Annotated in this window: 16 protein-coding genes and 1 riboswitch; of the genes, 12 read left to right on the top strand and 4 right to left on the bottom strand. The window is 70.6% G+C overall.

What is annotated here, in order from left to right; genetic code table 11:
• The first annotated feature begins 129 nt into the window (after positions 1-129).
• The 9 genes from ACWEVS_RS42005 (at position 130) to ACWEVS_RS41965 (ending at position 11,034) form a co-directional block, all read left to right on the top strand.
• Positions 130-759: a CDP-alcohol phosphatidyltransferase family protein gene (locus ACWEVS_RS42005; protein ID WP_354906863.1), complete on the top strand. Its 630-nt coding sequence runs from the start codon at positions 130-132 to the stop codon at positions 757-759.
• A 4-nt stretch (positions 760-763) separates the two neighbouring features.
• Positions 764-3,259, top strand: a complete 2,496-nt coding sequence (locus tag ACWEVS_RS42000; RefSeq protein WP_452556466.1) for a sugar phosphate nucleotidyltransferase — start codon at positions 764-766, stop codon at positions 3,257-3,259.
• 206 nt (positions 3,260-3,465) lie between these two features.
• Positions 3,466-3,969, top strand: coding sequence for an FHA domain-containing protein (locus ACWEVS_RS41995; protein ID WP_354906861.1), 504 nt, complete (start codon positions 3,466-3,468; stop codon positions 3,967-3,969).
• A 23-nt stretch (positions 3,970-3,992) separates the two neighbouring features.
• Complete coding sequence (ftsR, locus tag ACWEVS_RS41990; protein ID WP_354906860.1) at positions 3,993-4,619, top strand: transcriptional regulator FtsR; 627 nt, start codon at positions 3,993-3,995, stop codon at positions 4,617-4,619.
• Between the two features lie 196 nt (positions 4,620-4,815).
• Complete coding sequence (locus ACWEVS_RS41985; RefSeq protein ID WP_183661379.1) at positions 4,816-5,286, top strand: bifunctional nuclease family protein; 471 nt, start codon at positions 4,816-4,818, stop codon at positions 5,284-5,286.
• Between the two features lie 193 nt (positions 5,287-5,479).
• Entirely contained in the window at positions 5,480-6,100 is a 621-nt protein-coding gene (locus ACWEVS_RS41980; protein ID WP_354906859.1) for a MerR family transcriptional regulator, read from the top strand.
• A 34-nt stretch (positions 6,101-6,134) separates the two neighbouring features.
• Positions 6,135-6,226, top strand: a riboswitch (glycine riboswitch).
• A 147-nt stretch (positions 6,227-6,373) separates the two neighbouring features.
• Positions 6,374-9,214 carry an aminomethyl-transferring glycine dehydrogenase gene (gene gcvP / locus ACWEVS_RS41975; RefSeq protein ID WP_452556464.1) on the top strand — a complete coding sequence of 947 codons (2,841 nt, stop codon included), beginning with the start codon at positions 6,374-6,376 and terminating at the stop codon, positions 9,212-9,214.
• 177 nt (positions 9,215-9,391) lie between these two features.
• Entirely contained in the window at positions 9,392-10,231 is an 840-nt protein-coding gene (locus tag ACWEVS_RS41970; protein ID WP_452556462.1) for a hypothetical protein, read from the top strand.
• A gap of 212 nt (positions 10,232-10,443) precedes the next feature.
• Positions 10,444-11,034, top strand: coding sequence for an alpha/beta hydrolase family protein (locus tag ACWEVS_RS41965; protein WP_452556460.1), 591 nt, complete (start codon positions 10,444-10,446; stop codon positions 11,032-11,034).
• A gap of 3 nt (positions 11,035-11,037) precedes the next feature.
• Here ACWEVS_RS41965 and ACWEVS_RS41960 read toward each other — a convergent pair whose 3' ends face one another.
• Both ACWEVS_RS41960 and ACWEVS_RS41955 read right to left on the bottom strand, forming a co-directional pair.
• Positions 11,038-11,235 carry a DUF5999 family protein gene (locus ACWEVS_RS41960; protein WP_354906855.1) on the bottom strand — a complete coding sequence of 66 codons (198 nt, stop codon included), beginning with the start codon at positions 11,233-11,235 and terminating at the stop codon, positions 11,038-11,040.
• 238 nt (positions 11,236-11,473) lie between these two features.
• On the bottom strand, positions 11,474-12,034 hold the full coding sequence (locus tag ACWEVS_RS41955; protein ID WP_449925803.1) for a TetR/AcrR family transcriptional regulator C-terminal domain-containing protein: 561 nt from the start codon (positions 12,032-12,034) through the stop codon (positions 11,474-11,476).
• A 184-nt stretch (positions 12,035-12,218) separates the two neighbouring features.
• Here ACWEVS_RS41955 and ACWEVS_RS41950 point away from each other — a divergent pair, with 184 nt between their 5' ends.
• Positions 12,219-12,596, top strand: a complete 378-nt coding sequence (locus ACWEVS_RS41950) for a hypothetical protein (RefSeq protein WP_354906853.1) — start codon at positions 12,219-12,221, stop codon at positions 12,594-12,596.
• Between the two features lie 75 nt (positions 12,597-12,671).
• On the opposite strand, the gene ACWEVS_RS41945 is transcribed toward ACWEVS_RS41950, so the two are convergent.
• Both ACWEVS_RS41945 and ACWEVS_RS41940 read right to left on the bottom strand, forming a co-directional pair.
• Complete coding sequence (locus ACWEVS_RS41945) at positions 12,672-13,079, bottom strand: P1 family peptidase (protein ID WP_452556458.1); 408 nt, start codon at positions 13,077-13,079, stop codon at positions 12,672-12,674.
• Positions 13,080-13,139: 60 nt separating this feature from the next.
• Positions 13,140-13,445 (bottom strand): hypothetical protein, encoded by a 306-nt coding sequence (locus ACWEVS_RS41940; RefSeq protein WP_452556478.1) that lies wholly within the window; start codon positions 13,443-13,445, stop codon positions 13,140-13,142.
• A gap of 281 nt (positions 13,446-13,726) precedes the next feature.
• Between ACWEVS_RS41940 and ACWEVS_RS41935 the strand changes: the two genes are divergently transcribed.
• Both ACWEVS_RS41935 and ACWEVS_RS41930 read left to right on the top strand, forming a co-directional pair.
• The gene (locus ACWEVS_RS41935; protein ID WP_452556456.1) at positions 13,727-14,221 is read left to right on the top strand and encodes an SgcJ/EcaC family oxidoreductase; all 495 of its coding nucleotides are present in this window, start codon (positions 13,727-13,729) and stop codon (positions 14,219-14,221) included.
• Between the two features lie 400 nt (positions 14,222-14,621).
• The gene (locus tag ACWEVS_RS41930; RefSeq protein ID WP_452556454.1) at positions 14,622-15,608 is read left to right on the top strand and encodes a sigma-70 family RNA polymerase sigma factor; all 987 of its coding nucleotides are present in this window, start codon (positions 14,622-14,624) and stop codon (positions 15,606-15,608) included.
• Positions 15,609-15,643: the final 35 nt, after the last annotated feature.

Raw genomic sequence — 15,643 nt, 5'->3', positions numbered from 1 at the left:
GGCGCGCGCAACCCCCGATCCGTCCAGGTGTCCGAAAACCCCGGGGGCGAAGGGCCCGCCCTGCGGCCGGAACCGGACGAGACGGACGGCGCAGCGTACGCAGGTCGGCGACGCAGTAGGGTCGCAAGCGTGAGCGAAACTTCCGCCCCTTCGTCAGCGGAGGACCGGATCTGGACGGTTCCTAACCTGCTGAGCTTCCTGCGCCTGTTGGGTGTGCCCGTGTTCCTGTGGCTGGTTCTCGGGCCCCAGGCCGACGGCTGGGCGATCGGGCTGCTCATGGTCGCGGGATTCACCGACTGGCTGGACGGCAAGATCGCCCGCGCGTGGAACCAGACCAGCAGGCTGGGCCGCATCATCGACCCCGCGGCCGACAAGCTCTACGTCTTCGCCACGATCCTCGGCCTGGTCCTCAGGGACGTGATCCCCTGGTGGCTCGTGGCGATCATTCTCGCCCGGGAAATCTTCGTCGGATGTTTCTTTCCCGTGCTCCGCAAATACGGCTACAAGGCACTGCCCGTGCATTTCCTTGGCAAAGCAGCCATGGCCAACCTCATGTACGCCTTCCCGCTGCTCTTCCTGGCCTCTCATACCGGCTCCTGGTATGCCGATACTGCGAGGATCATCGGATGGGCGTTCGCCATCTGGGGAACGGGTCTGTACTGGTGGGCGGGCGTGTTGTATGTGGTACAGGTGCGCCGGCTCATCACCGCTGCCAGGGATGAGCTGCGCGATCCCCGGCAAACTGCGAAGAAGGAGTGATCGGGTGAAGGCGGTCGTCATGGCAGGTGGGGAGGGCACGCGGTTGCGACCGCTGACCGCGAACCAGCCCAAACCCCTGCTTCCTGTGGTCAACCGCCCGATCATGGAACACGTCCTCCGGCTGCTCCGCAAACACGGACTGACCGAGACCGTCGTCACGGTTCAGTTCCTGGCGGCGCTCGTGCGCAGCTACTTCGGCGACGGCGACGAACTGGGCATGCGCCTGCACTACGCCACCGAAGACCTGCCACTCGGTACGGCCGGCAGCGTCAAGAACGCCGCCGACAAACTCCGCGACGATCGTTTCATGGTCATTTCCGGCGATGCCCTGACCGATATCGATTTATCGGACATGATCCGGTTTCACCGGGAGAATTCGGCTCTTGTCACCATCGGTCTGACGCGCGTTCCCAACCCGCTCGAGTTCGGGATCATCATCGTCGACGACCAGGGCAGGGTGCAGCGCTTTCTCGAGAAGCCCACCTGGGGCCAGGTTTTCTCCGACACGGTCAACACCGGCATCTACGTCATGGAGCCAGAAATCCTCGACGAGGTCCCCGCGGGGGAGGCCGTCGACTGGTCCTCCGACGTCTTCCCGCGCCTGCTCGAACGCGGCGCCCCGATCTACGGCTACGTCTCCGACTGCTACTGGGAGGACGTCGGCACCAACGACAGCTACCTCAAGGCCCAGGCCGACGCGCTGTCCGGACGGGTCAAGCTCGACATCGGCGGCTTCGAGATGTCGCCGGGCGTCTGGGTGGGCGAGGGCGCCGAGGTGGACCCCGAGGCCGTGCTGAAGGGCCCGCTGCTCATCGGCGACTACGTCAAGATCGAGGCCGGGGCCGAGCTGCGCGAGTACACCGTGCTCGGCAGCAACGCCGTCGTGCGCGAAGGGGCCTTCCTGCACCGCGCGGTCGTCCACGACAACGTCTACATCGGCCCCGGCGCGCACCTGCGCGGCTGCGTCATCGGCAAGAACACCGACCTGATGACCGGCGCCCGCATCGCCGAGAACGCCGTCGTCGGCGACGAGTGCGTCATCGAGGCCGAGGCCTACGTCTCCAGCGGCGTCAAGGTCTACCCCTTCAAGACCGTCGAGGCCGGCGCGGTCGTCAACACCAGCGTCATCTGGGAGTCGCGCGGCCAGCGCAGCCTGTTCGGCCCGCGCGGCGTCAGCGGCCTGGTCAACGTCGAGATCACCCCCGAGCTCTGCGTACGGCTGGCCAGCGCCTACGCCACCACCCTGAAGAAGGGCGACCAGGTCATCACCTCGCGCGACTCCTCCCGCGCGGCCAGGGCGCTCAAGCGCGCGGTGATCAGCGCGCTGACCGCGAGCGCCATCGACGTGCTCGACCTGGAGGCCATGCCGCTGCCCGTGGCCCGCTTCCACACCTCCCGCAGGCCCGCCGGCGGCGGGATCGCGCTGCGCACCACCTCGGGCGACCCGCAGAGCGTCGACATCGTCTTCATGGACTCCCACGGCGCCGACCTCACCCCCGCCGCCCAGCGCAAGCTGGAGCGCGTCTTCTCGCGCCAGGAGTTCCGCCGGGCCTTCCCCGGCGAGATCGCCGAGCTGAGCTTCCCCGCCAGGGCGGTGGAGGACTACGCGCAGGAGCTGCTGCGCTGCGTCGACATGACCGGCGTGGACGGCATGAAGGTGGTCGTCGACTGCGCGGGCGGCACCTCCTCGGTGGTCCTGCCCACCCTGCTCGGCCGCCTCGGCGTGGAGGTGCTGACCGTCAACGCCAGGCTCGACTCCGCCTCGCCCACCGAGACGCTCGCCGAGCGCCGCCGCGACCTGCAGCGCCTGTCGGAGCTCGTCGGCTCCTCCCGGGCCGCCTTCGGCGTCCGCTTCGACCCGGTCGGCGAGCGCATCGCCCTGGTCGACGAGATGGGCCAGCTCATCAGCGAGGAGCGCGCGCTGCTGGTGGTGCTCGACCTGGTCGCCGCCGAGCGCCGCCGCGGCAGGGTGGCGCTGCCCGTCACCACGACCAGGGTGGCCGAGCAGGTGTGCCGCTTCCACGGCGTCCAGGTCGAGTGGACCTCGACCTCGCTCGACGCGCTCACCTCCGCCGCCGCCAAGCCGTACATGATCTTCGCGGGGGACGGCAGGGGCGGTTTCATCGTGCCGGAGTTCGGGGCCACGGTGGACGGCCTGGCGGCCTTCCTGCGCCTGCTCGGCCTGGTGGCCCGCACCCGCCTGACGCTCAGCCAGATCGACGCGCGCATCCCCGAGGCCAAGCTGCTCAAGCGGACCGTCCCGACGCCGTGGGCCACCAAGGGGGCGGTGATGCGCTCGGTCATCGAGGCCGCCGAGGGTTTCGACATCGACACCACCGACGGCGTGCGGGTGGTCGGCGACGACGGGCGCTGGGCGCTGATCCTGCCCGCCGCCAGCGAACCCGCCACCGACCTGTGGGCCGAGGCGCATGATTTCGACACAGCGGAGGCATTTCTCGACAGATGGGCGCGCGTCGTCGAGCAGGCGGCGGGAACGTGACAACACAACTGGCGCGGCGGCATGGACCTTGAGGGCGGCTCGGCGGTAACTTTGTCACCGTCCGAACCCGTCGTGCGGCGTCTCGCCTTGACCTTTGCTCGTGATCAGCGTAAGTTGCGGCATTCGCAAACGTGAACTAAGCGAGAGGCGTGGGGCGCCCTGATCAACCGTCGCCGCGTTCTCGCGGTAGGAGGCCGAGCCGATCGATGCCGTACGTCTACTGTACGCAGTGCGGTCATGCCAACCCCGAGGATGCCCGCTTCTGCTCCCGGTGTGGGTCGCCGCTGACCAGACACGAGGTCTCAGGGGACACCACCTCGACGATCTCCGTCGCGGGAATCGAGGCGTATGAGGCGGAGACGGCCGACGCCCTGCTGGCCGAGCGGGCCGCCGTCGAGCAGCTGCCGCCCGGCGCGGCGCTGCTGGTGGTCACCCGTGGTCCCAACGCCGGCAGCCGCTTCCGGCTCGACCGCGACCTGACCACGACGGGCCGGCATCCCGAGAGCGACATCTTCCTCGACGACATCACGGTCTCGCGGCGTCACGTGGAGTTCTACCGCCATCCCGGCGGCGCCTTCACCGTCCGCGACGTCGGCAGCCTCAACGGCACCTACGTCAACAGGGAGCGCATCGAGGAGGTGCCCCTCCACAGCGGCGACGAGGTGCAGATCGGCAAGTTCCGCCTCGTCTTCCTCACGCGGGGCGCATGAGCTCCCAGGCGGCGCGTTCGCACATGAGCATCGGGGAGGTGCTCGCCCTGCTGCAGGGCGAGTTCCCCGACGTCACCGTCTCCAAGATCCGTTTCCTGGAGAGCGAGGGGCTGATCGAGCCCGAGCGCAGCCCCTCGGGCTATCGCAAGTTCACCTACATGCACGTGGAGCAGCTGCGCTTCATCCTCACCGAGCAGCGCGACCACTACCTGCCGCTGCGGGTCATCAAGGACCGGATGGCCGACGAGCTCGGCCGTCCCAGGGCGCTGCCCGAGACCAAGGAGGTCCGGTTCAGCCGCGCCGAGCTGCTGGAGGCCAGCGGGCTCGACGACGAGACCCTCACCGAGCTGGAGGACTACGGCCTGCTCGCGCCGGTCGCCCGGCGCTACGACGAGGACGCGGTCAAGGTGGCGCGCAGCGTCGGCGCCCTGGCCCGGTACGGCCTGCACGCCCGGCACCTGCGCGCGGTCAGGGCCGCCGCCGAGCGCGAGGCCGGTCTGGTGGAGCAGGCCGTCGCCCCCATCCTCAAGCGGCGCGCTCCGGGCGCCATCGGCGAGGCCGACGAGACGGCCAGGCAGCTGTCCGGCCAGTTGCTCGAGCTGCACGCCGCTCTGTTGCGCACCGCCGTCCGCTCGGCCCTGGGCGGCTGACCCGCAGGGCGGCATCCCGAAAAAACCGGAAATTCCGCTCGCCCGCTGCCGTCGGGGATGCGGGCGCCCGCCGAGGCGGCCCGGGAGCCCGGTAGGTTGGCGGGAAGCCTCGGGGGCAGGGGATATTACCTACCCAGTGGGTGTTACGTTGAAGTGCGGTAGATGCGGCCCATGGATCGTGAATTCGGAGCAGCCCGTGTTGCAGATGGAGGTAGTGGGCGTTCGCGTTGAAATGCCCACAAATCAGCCGATCGTTCTGCTCAAGGAGGCGCAGGGTGAGAGGTTTCTCCCGATCTGGATAGGAATGACCGAAGCCACGGCCATCGCGCTCGCCCAGGCGGAGGAACCGCCGCCCAGGCCCTTGACCCACGACCTGTTCAGGGACGTGCTGAGCGCGTTGGGCGTCGGCCTGCGTGCGGTCAACATCGTCGCTCTGCGTGACGGGATCTTCTTCGCCGATCTGGTCTTCTCCAACGGCGTGGAGGTCAGCGCGCGCCCCTCCGACTCCATCGCCCTCGCGCTGCGCACCGGTGCGCGGATCTTCGCCAGCGAGGAGGTCGTGCAGGAGGCCGGAGTGATCATCCCCGATGACCAGGAGGATGAGGTGGAGAAGTTCAGGGAGTTCCTTGACACCATCACGCCCGAGGACTTCGGACGCGCGGGGTAGGACTCCCTTCGTGAAGGCTCGTGCCCTTGGTCGCCACCTGGGGTACGCATTTCACTGCATTTACGCTTCGCGACGCGCCGAGCCGGATCGTTGACTGCGGATGGTCACGGTCCTACGGTGCAAGTGAAACCTGTGGTTGTCATTTACGAACCCCCAGATCAGACCACGGGATGAGAGAAAGCCGGAGGTCCGCGTGGCGGTCAGCAGCGGCGAGGGAAAGACGGCCGGCCAGGAAGATCCGGTGCGGCGCGAAACCGCGCGCCAGCGTGCCGGTGAGCAGGGCCTGCTCTTCGACGAGCAGCCCACGACGCTGCCTGCCGACATCGGCTATCGCGGCCCCACGGCCTGCGCGGCGGCCGGCATCACCTACAGGCAACTGGACTACTGGGCGCGCACGGGCCTGGTCGAGCCGACGATAAGAGCCGCGCACGGATCCGGCTCGCAGCGGCTCTACAGCTTCCGCGACATCCTGGTGCTCAAGGTCGTCAAGCGGCTGCTCGACACCGGCGTGTCGCTCCAGCAGATCCGCACCGCCGTACAGCACCTGAGAGATCGGGGCGTCGGCGACCTGAGCAGGATCACGCTCATGAGCGACGGCGTCAGCGTCTACGAGTGCACCTCGGCCGACGAGGTCATCGACCTGCTGCAAGGCGGTCAGGGAGTGTTCGGTATCGCGCTCGGCAGGGTCTGGCGCGAAGTCGAGGGATCGCTCGCGGAGCTGCCGGGGGAACGAGCGGCGGTCGAGGACACCGTCCCGGCCGACCATCCCACTGACGAACTCGCCCAGCGCCGCAGAGCCCGGCGAATGGGCTGATTCCCGGACACTGGTAGCCTAGGGCTGGAGCCGACGACCCCGAGCGGGAGAGTCCCCGGGCCACCGGGGCGCCGAAGGAGCAACCCTCCCCGGAATCTCTCAGGCACCCAGTACCGCTCGGACGAGGCCACTCTGGAAAGCAGGCACGCCCGCCAGGCGCGTCTCACCGACGGTGCAAGCCCGCGACCCCGCGGGCGAACCTCTCAGGTTGATGACAGAGGGGGAGACCCGGCAGACGCCCGTGCTCTCCACCAGCCTTGGGAGGCAGTTTCCATGACCGAGCCCCTCAGCGACCTCGCTGCGCCGCCGTTCGCGACCCGCCACATCGGTCCCTCGGACGGCGAGCAGGCCAAGATGCTGGAGGCGGTCGGCTTCGAGTCGGTCGCCGACCTGGTAGCGGTGGCCGTACCCGAGGCCATCAGGGCCAAGGACCAGCTGAAGCTGCCCGTCGCGGCGGGCGAGAGCGAAGTGATCGCCGAACTGCGGGCGCTGGCCGGCCGCAACCAGGTGCTCACCTCCATGATCGGCCTGGGCTACTACGACACCGTCACCCCCGCGGTGATCAGGCGCAACCTGCTGGAGAACCCGGGCTGGTACACCGCCTACACGCCCTACCAGCCGGAGATCTCCCAGGGCCGCCTGGAGGCGCTGCTCAACTTCCAGACCGTCGTCTCCGACCTGACCGGTCTCGACGTGGCCGGTGCCTCCCTGCTGGACGAGGCCACCGCCGCCGCCGAGGCGATGACGCTGGCGCGCCGCGCGGGCAGGTCCAAGAGCAACGTCTTCGTCGTCGACGCCGACGCGCTGCCCCAGACCAAGGCCGTGCTGGCCACCCGGGCCGAGCCGCTGGGCATCGAGCTGGTCGTCGACTCCCTCGACGGTGAGCTGCCCGAGTGCTTCGGCGTGCTCGTGCAGTACCCGGGCGCCTCCGGCCGCCTGCGCGACTTCCGCGCCCTGGCCGAGGCCGCCCACGCGGGCGGCGCGCTGGTCGTGGCCGCGGCCGACCTGCTGTCGCTGACGCTGGTCGCGGCCCCCGGCGAGCTCGGCGCCGACATCGCCATCGGCTCCTCGCAGCGCTTCGGCGTGCCGTTCGGCTTCGGCGGCCCGCACGCCGCCTACATGTCGGTCCGCGAGGGCCTGCAGCGCCAGATGCCGGGCCGGCTCGTCGGCGTGTCGGTGGACGCCGACGGCGACCCCGCCTACCGCCTGGCCCTGCAGACCCGCGAGCAGCACATCCGCCGCGAGAAGGCCACCAGCAACATCTGCACCGCCCAGGTGCTGCTGGCCGTCATCGCCGGTATGTACGCCGTCTACCACGGCCCCGAGGGGCTGCGCCGCATCGCCCAGCGCACCCACCGCATGGCCGTCACGCTCGCCGCGGCCCTGCGCGCCGGCCGTGTCGAGATCGTCCACGACGGTTTCTTCGACACCGTGCTGGCCCGCGTGCCCGGCAAGGCGGCCCAGGTGGTCGCCGCGGCCGCCGAGCGCGGCGTCAACCTCTGGCAGGCCGACGCCGACCACGTCTCGGTCGCCTGCGACGAGAAGACCACCCTGGCCCACCTGGAGCAGGTCGCCGCCGCCTTCGGCGTGAGCGTCTCGCTGACCGACCTGGCCGCCGAGGACGCCCTGCCCGAGGGCCTGTCCAGGGAGAGCGACTACCTCACCCACCCGGTCTTCCACAGCCACCACTCCGAGACCTCGATGCTGCGCTACCTGCGCCGGCTCCAGGACAAGGACATCGCCCTCGACCGGTCGATGATCCCGCTCGGCTCCTGCACGATGAAGCTCAACGCCACCACCGAGATGGAGCCGATCACCTGGCCCGAGTTCGCGGGCATCCACCCCTACGCGCCGCTCTCCCAGGCCGGCGGCTACGTCGAGCTGGTCGAGACGCTGGAGGCCTGGCTGGCCGAGGTGACCGGCTACGACGCCGTCTCCATCCAGCCGAACGCCGGCTCGCAGGGCGAGTTCGCCGGGCTGCTGGCCATCCGCGCCTACCACCGCGCCAACGGCGACGCTCACCGCGACGTCTGCCTCATCCCCTCCTCCGCGCACGGCACCAACGCCGCCAGCGCGGTCATGGCGGGCATGCGCGTGGTGGTCGTGGCCTGCGACGACAACGGCAACGTCGACCTGGCCGACCTCGAGGCCAAGATCGACAAGCACGCCGAGTCGCTGGCCGCGATCATGGTGACCTACCCGTCCACGCACGGCGTCTACGAGGAGACGATCACCGAGGTCTGCGCCAAGGTCCACGCCGCCGGCGGCCAGGTCTACGTCGACGGGGCCAACCTCAACGCCCTCGTCGGCCTGGCCAAGCCGGGCGAGTTCGGCGCCGACGTCTCCCACCTCAACCTGCACAAGACCTTCTGCATCCCGCACGGCGGCGGCGGCCCCGGCGTCGGTCCGGTGGCCGTGCGCGGTCACCTGGCTGCCTACCTGCCGGGCCACCCGCTGCGCGACGGCTCGCCGGTCGGCCCGGTCTCGGCCGCGCCGTACGGCTCGGCCGGCATCCTGCCGATCTCGTGGGCCTACGTCAGGCTGATGGGCGGCGAGGGCCTCAAGGCCGCGACCGAGCAGGCCATCCTGTCGGCCAACTACCTCGCCCGCCGCCTGGCCCCGCACTACCCCGTCCTCTACACCGGACGCGGCGGCCTGGTCGCCCACGAGTGCATCATCGACCTGCGCCAGATCACCAAGGAGACCGGCGTCACGGTCGACGACGTGGCCAAGCGCCTCATCGACTACGGCTTCCACGCCCCGACGATGTCCTTCCCCGTCGCCGGCACGCTGATGATCGAGCCGACCGAGAGCGAGGACCTGGCCGAGCTCGACAGGTTCGTCGAGGCGATGGCCGCCATCCGCGGCGAGATCGCCAAGGTGGCCGACGGCACCTACGACAAGACCGACAACCCGCTGCGCAACGCCCCGCACACCGCCGAGTCGCTGGTGGCCGACGAGTGGCCACACCCGTACACCAGGACCGAGGCCGCCTACCCCGTCCAGGGGCTGCGCGACGGGAAGTACTTCTCGCCCGTCCGCAGGATCGACCAGGCCTACGGCGACCGCAACCTGGTCTGCGCCTGCCCGCCCCTGTCGGCGTACGAGGACTGAGCGGACCCGAACGGGCGGCCTCCCCTGCGAGGGGGGCCGCCCGTTCGGCTTCTCAGGTGGGGACGTAGCCAACACCCGTGCACAGGATGGTCATGTCGGGCGACGCGGCGGCCGGAAATCGTTAGGCTCGACGTTGATCGTCATCGGTTGATCCCCACCGGTCTCCAAGGAGCCTTGTTGACGTCCCCCGAGCTCGACACCCCGCTGACCACCGGCCCGCTCGACCGGGCCCGCCGCCTCGCCGAGAGCGGCGACCTCGAGGGCGCGGCGGCGATCTTCGCCGAGCTGGCCGCCGACCCCGATGGACGCGACCGGGCCCAGGCGGCCGTGGGTCTGGCCGTGGTGCTGGAGGAGCGGGGCGACGTCGCGGGTGCCAGGGCGGCGGCGCGGGCCGCGCTGGCCACCGGCCACCCCGAGTACGCGGCCCAGGCCGCCTGCCACCTCGCGCGCGGCTTCGAACGCGAGGGGAACGCCGAGCAGGCCAGAGGAGCATGGCAGGCCGTGATCGGCATGGGGGCGGCCGCCTACCTGCCGCTGGCGCACCTGGCGCTGGCCCACCTGGCCGTCGGCGAGGAGGAGGCCGAACGCGAGCTGCGGGCGGCCATCGCCGTCGGCGACCCCGAGCTGAGCCCCCGCGCCGCCCAGGAGCTCGCCGAACTGCTGCTGGACACCGGAGAACCGGGCGAGGCCGCCACGGTGCTGGTCGAGGCCCTGCCGCTGGCCGAAGGCGCCCACGAGGCGCGGCTGCGGGTGTTGCTCGGCATCGCCCATCTCGAGCTGGCGTGCGCGGAGTTCGCCGGCGCCGTCGAGGCGGGGCAGGAAGCCGGGCAGGAGGTGGGGCACGAGGCGGAGACGAGCGCGCTGGCGATCGAGCTGCTCGCCCGCACCCTGCCCCTGCGCGGGAGGGGCGAGGCCGCCGACGAGGTCTGGCAGTACGGCCTGTCGCACGCCGACGAGGAACTGGCCGCGCAGGTGAGGCTCCGCTTCGACAGGGACGCGCTCAGCCCCGGCGCGTGAGCACGGCCCCCAAGCGCCGGGCGTGGGCGCGCACGGGGGCGCCGGGTTCACCGGGCACGGGGCGTGGGTGGCGGCGTGGGCGCGGGGCACCGGGCACCGGGCGGCGAGGCATGGCGGGGCGCGGGCGCCGGGCACCTCGTGTGGTTGCGGGCGCGGGCGCCGGGCGTGGGCCGGTGCGAGGCGGGGGGCACCCCTGCGGCTACCGTTGGAGGGTGGAGATCACGACGCCGCGGGGGGCGGCACTGGTCGACGTCGACGAGGCGGAACGGCCCAGGTTCCTGCTGGTGCTCACTCATGGCTCGGCCGGCGGCGTGGACGCGCCGGACCTGCTGGCCGTACGGGACGCCGCCATGGACAGGGGGGCCACGGTGGCCAGGGTGACCCAGCCCTTCAGGCGGGCCGGTGCCAGGGCGCCGGGCTCGCCCGCGCGGCAGGACGAGGCGTGGCTGGCCGTCATCACGGAGCTGGCCGGGCGCTATCCGGGGCTTCCGCTCGTGCAGGGCGGCAGGAGCAACGGTGCCAGGGTCGCGTGCCGTACGGCGAAGGCGGCGGGCGCGGACGCCGTGGTGGCGCTGGCCTTCCCCCTGCATCCGCCGGGGAAGCCGGAACGCTCCCGCGCCGACGAGCTGCGCGGTGCGGGGGTCGACGTGCTGGTGGTGAACGGGGACAGGGACCCCTTCGGGGTGCCCGACGCCGCCGACGCCGCACGTCTGGTTGTGCTGCCGGGCGAAGGGCACGACCTCAAGAAGGATCCCGCGAAGGTCGGCGAGGTGGTCGCCGACTGGCTCGCGGCGCGGTACTGACCGTCAGGCGGCGCCGACCAGCGGCAGCGGCCGGTGCGGGGCGATGACGTCGCCGCTGGGCAGGAGCTCCCCGGTGTCCTCGAAGAGGACCACACCGTTGCACAGAAGGCTCCATCCCTGCTCGGGATGCGACGCGAGGGTGCGTGCGGCCTCGCGGTCGGGCGCCTCAGCAGACGGACAGGCCGGGTCGTGCGGGCACATCGGCGTGCCTCCGATATCTCTTGACTGGGCTCCCTCGCTGGAAGCGGCGGGGGAGCGGCTCGGGCTGTTTCGTATTCTGCGCCAAGTGTGCGGCGTGCGTCACACTTTCCGACATAGCCCGTTAGGACGATTCAAGGAGGATCCCCGGGTGGTTCAGACCATGTGACCTACGACACAGCGTGCCTCACCTACGATAACGGGCCGGCTTCGACACGCTGACGGGCCGGTAAACCCTCTGTTACGCGGCCAGACCGCGCAGCATGGCCTCCAGGCCGCGCTCGAAGTCGGCGTCGGCGCGCTCGTCGTGGCGCACCCAGGTGTCGCGTTCCGGGTCGGCCCATCCCGACTGCTGCACCTCCACCGCGACGCTGCCGAACACGAAGGCGCGCATCGTGCGGACGGCCTCGGCGGCGTCGGTCAGCCCCGCCTCCGTCAGCTGCTCGACCTGCTCCACGATGGCGATCGCCGTAGCCCCTTTGGGGGGTTTGGTCAGGGCCAGCGCGAGCACGCCCGGGTGCTCCCTGAGCGCCGCCCGCTGCGCCCTGCACCACTGCCTGGCCGTCTCCTGCCAGCTGGGGGCCGGATCGACCTGGATGGCGGTCACGTGCTCGGCCAGCGCGTCCATCAGCGCCTCCTTGCCCCGCGGCAGGTGATGGTAGATGGCCATGGCCTCCACCTGGAGGGCGTCGCCGAGCCTGCGCATGGTCAGCCTGCGCAGGCCCTGGCCGTCGGCGATGTGCAGGGCCGCGTCGATGATGCGCTCGCGGGACAGGGGCACGGGTGGTCGCTTGGCCGGCATGGAGATCATCTTGCCATACTTTGTAAAGGCGGTCACGCGTCCGCCGCACCCCGGCGTGCCGCCCGGCCTGTGGCCAGAGGGACGGCGACGGCCCACCCGAGTGGCTGTTCGGGGCCGGAACCGCGTACGCTACCGCTCGTAACGACTGAAAGGGAGCTGTCCGATGGCGTTTTTCCGTCCGCGTGTGAGCCGTGAGGCCGAGGTGCGCTTCCACGCCGACCAGGAGATCTCCAAGAGCTTCCCCGCCCTGATCGAGAAGGCCAGGCAGGCCGAGGCCGTCGTCCACGAGCTGCGCACGGCCGCGGCGCCCGAGGTCGAGCTGCACGCGGCGGGGCTGCTGCTCGACAAGGCGCTCACCGACGCCCTGCGCGCCGCCGAGGCCGGTCAGCGCGCCATGTTCGGCGTGAAGGCCTACGACGACCGCATCGCCCGGCGCAAGGCCAAGGCGACCCCCGACGGCGCGCGCTGGACCTTCGAGGTCGAGCAGCTGCGCACGCTGCGCGAGGAGAACAGGCTGACCGGCATCCCGCGCCTGCCCCGCCCGGTCCCCGCCGCGCGCTGAGCCCGCCGATTCCGGCCCGCTGCTCCCGCTTCCCGCTTCCCGCTGCCCGCCTGAGCCGCCGGTGCCCCGGACGGCTCAGGCCGTGACCGGCCCGACGACCCGGTCGACGGGCAGCGCGGGGGAGCGGTGCCCGTTCCTGCCGGTCATCTCCCGTGCCGCCGTCAGGGCGTTCAGCACGGCCTCCTCCACCGCCTCCATGACCGCTGCGCAGAACGGGTCCATCCGCCCCCACGGCACGAACCGCAGGTTCTGGTAGTCCTCCTCGGTGACGAAGCCGCTCGTCAGCGCGCCCGCGTTGGCCGTGGAGAAGGCCAGCAAGATGTCGCCGGAGACGTGGCTGCCCGTCGTGCCCGTCCTGGCCAGGCCCATCGGCACCCTGCGGGCCGGCGCCTTGCACTGGCCCGGCAGCAGCGGCGCGTCGGTCGCCACGACCGCGATCATCGACCCGGCGCCCGGAGGCGCGAACCAGTCGGTCGTGCCCATCGGGTCGTCGACGCCCGCCAGGTGGTCGACGGGGCGCTCAGCGAGCGGGGAGATCGCTTCTCAGCGCCGCTGGCCGGCCCGCGCCCGCAGCGCCCGCGCCATCGCCGCCGAGCTGCCGGCCCCCCGCCCAGCCGTCGAACGCCCCAGCGACGCCGGCGCCGACCCGGACGCCGAGCGCGAACGCGCCTGGCTGGTGCAGATGCCGGCCGCCCGACCCCACCAGGAGAGCATCCGCCCCAACCCGATGCAGGACCGCGGCGTCTGCCCCGCCTGCGGACGCGCGGCCACGGCCGGCAGTTCGGGCCGCTGGGCGTTCTTGCCAGATTTGGTGTCGGTGAAGAAGCGGCGGCAGCCATAGCCGGCCAGCGCGTCGATTTGCCGTTCCAGCTTCTGGCCTTTGGTCGAGACGCGGGCGTAGCCGATGCGGATCTCGGTGGGGGCGGCGGAGAAGGCGCAGCCCTCGGCGGGGTCGGGCCGTCACCGCCCACTCGGGTACCGCGTGCCGCGCCGGAACATCCCCCTGATCAGCGGGGATGCTGCCCTCGACCACGCCTCGCCGGGGCCGGCTCGAAGAGGCCGCACGCCCGGCGGAACGGCGGCCGCCAGGCCGCACTCGAAGACGTAGAGACGGATTTTCATCCGCCGCGATGAGTTCCGACCCCGCCGCCGGTATGTACTCACGAGCTCGCCGGACCACCTCGGGCGAATCGATCACAAGGGAGAATCCGATGTCGAACAGTCGTGCGGCAGACGAGGCCGCCATCCAGGCCGTACTGGTTGACTCCTACAAGGCGTGGGAGGCCGGCGACGCCGACGGCATGGTCGCCAACTACACCGCGGACGCGACCGCCATCATGACCGGCTCGCTCCGAGACAGCCGTGACGTGATCCGTCAGAGCATGGCCCTGGCCTTCGATGGGCCGCTCAAGGGCAGCTCGACCTACAACAAGCAGCTCAGCATCCGGTTCGTCGGTAGGGACGGCGCGATCGTCATCAGCGAATCCGCCATCCTGTTCCCCGGCGAGACCGAGGTCCCAGACGACGTGCGTAAGGTGAACTGCACCTGGGTCTTCGAGAAGCGGGACGGCCAGTGGCTGATCGCCGCCTATCACAACAGCCCGGTGCTGGCGCCTGCGCAGTGAACCCTTCCCTGTAACCAGCGGTGACCGTGTGCAGGGCCATGACGAATATCGGACCGAAAAGCCCTGCATCGCTCTGATCTGTAGGAACTTCACTCCCCGAGGGCCAGATGCCCTCGCATGGGCGCCTCGGACCTTGCACCACATGCAACCCGGCGCGAGACGCATCCGAACGAAAAGTCACGCCAAGGACCTGTTCCCAGGCCCCTTGGCGTGACTTTCGTACCGACGCCCGTATCTACGAGCGACGTTCAGGAACAGCACTAATTATCCGAAATTTGGGATGTACGCCATGGCCAGGTCGTTGATGACCGCGCGGGGTGACCTATCCGCCCATCGCGGATTGTCACCGCAGCCGCCAGGTACGGTGGCTGTGGCGGCAGTGGGAATGGAGCGTGGCGTGATGACGGGGAAGGAAGGCTTCGATCGTCGGATCGAACCGTTCCGGAGGGAGCTGCTGGCGTACTGCTACCGGATGCTCGGCTCGGCTCACGACGCGGAGGACTTGGTCCAGGACACGTACCTGAGGGCGTGGCGGGCGCGGGAGCAGTACGACGATACCCGCAGCTCACTGCGCACCTGGCTCTACCGGATCGCAACCAACGCCTGCCTGACCGCCCTGGAGGTCCACGGCCGCCGACCGCTGCCGTCGGGGCTGGTGGCCGCGTCGGATCCGCTCGGGCCGTTCGTCCAGGGAGAGCACGCCGCCTGGCTCCAGCCCTTGCCGGACTCGCTGCTGGACGCTGGCGACCCGGCTGGGGCCGTGATCGACCGCAGCAGCCTGCGCTTGGCGTTCGCCGCCGCCCTCCAGCACCTGTCGGCGCGTCAGCGCGGTTCGCTGATCCTGCGTGACGTGCTCAGCTTCTCCGCGGCCGAAACGGCGGAAATCCTCGGCACCACCGTCGTGTCGGTGAACAGTTCCCTGCAGCGGGCGCGTACCCGCGTCAAGGAGATCGGGGTCCGGCAGGAACGGGTTAGCGAGCCGTCCGCGGCCGAGCAGCGCGCCTGGGTCGAACGCTACATGAAGGCATTCGAGCTGGCCGACGTCGAGGGCCTCAAGCGGCTGCTCACCGAGGACGTGATCATGGAGATGCCGCCGATGCTCAACTGGTTCTCCGGCCGCAGCAACTACGGCCTGTTCATGGAATGGGTCTTCGGGGCGGCCGGGAAGGACTGGCTCCTCAAGGAGGTCGCCGCCAACGGCGGCCAGCCCGGATTCGCCGCCTATCAGCGCGTCGGCGACGGGTACAACCTGCACACGCTCCAGATCTTCACCGTCACCGACGAGGGCATCACCCGGAACTCGGTCTTCCAGGACCCCAACGTCTACGCGACGTTCGGCCTCCCGGCCGAGCTCGACGATCAGGGACTGCCCATCGCCGAGGCCTAGTACTACAGCCATAAGTCTGTCTTATCCGGCGCGGC

It is taken from the genome of Nonomuraea sp. NPDC003754 (assembly GCF_053605785.1).
The sequence above is the reverse complement of the archived record's forward strand: the minus strand, read 5'-3'. Positions and strand labels throughout refer to the sequence as shown.

Bases quoted from the DNA above. Each gene is read 5' to 3' on its own strand.
- ACWEVS_RS41945 (WP_452556458.1), bottom strand. From the start codon at position 13,079: ATGGGCACGACCGACTGGTTCGCGCCTCCGGGCGCCGGGTCGATGATC.
- ACWEVS_RS41960 (WP_354906855.1), bottom strand. From the start codon at position 11,235: ATGTGCCCGCACGACCCGGCCTGTCCGTCTGCTGAGGCGCCCGACCGC.
- ACWEVS_RS41995 (WP_354906861.1), top strand. From the start codon at position 3,466: ATGCCGTACGTCTACTGTACGCAGTGCGGTCATGCCAACCCCGAGGAT.
- ACWEVS_RS41955 (WP_449925803.1), bottom strand. From the start codon at position 12,034: ATGCCGGCCAAGCGACCACCCGTGCCCCTGTCCCGCGAGCGCATCATC.
- gcvP (WP_452556464.1), top strand. From the start codon at position 6,374: ATGACCGAGCCCCTCAGCGACCTCGCTGCGCCGCCGTTCGCGACCCGC.
- ftsR (WP_354906860.1), top strand. From the start codon at position 3,993: ATGAGCATCGGGGAGGTGCTCGCCCTGCTGCAGGGCGAGTTCCCCGAC.
- ACWEVS_RS41930 (WP_452556454.1), top strand. From the start codon at position 14,622: ATGACGGGGAAGGAAGGCTTCGATCGTCGGATCGAACCGTTCCGGAGG.
- ACWEVS_RS41935 (WP_452556456.1), top strand. From the start codon at position 13,727: ATGAGTTCCGACCCCGCCGCCGGTATGTACTCACGAGCTCGCCGGACC.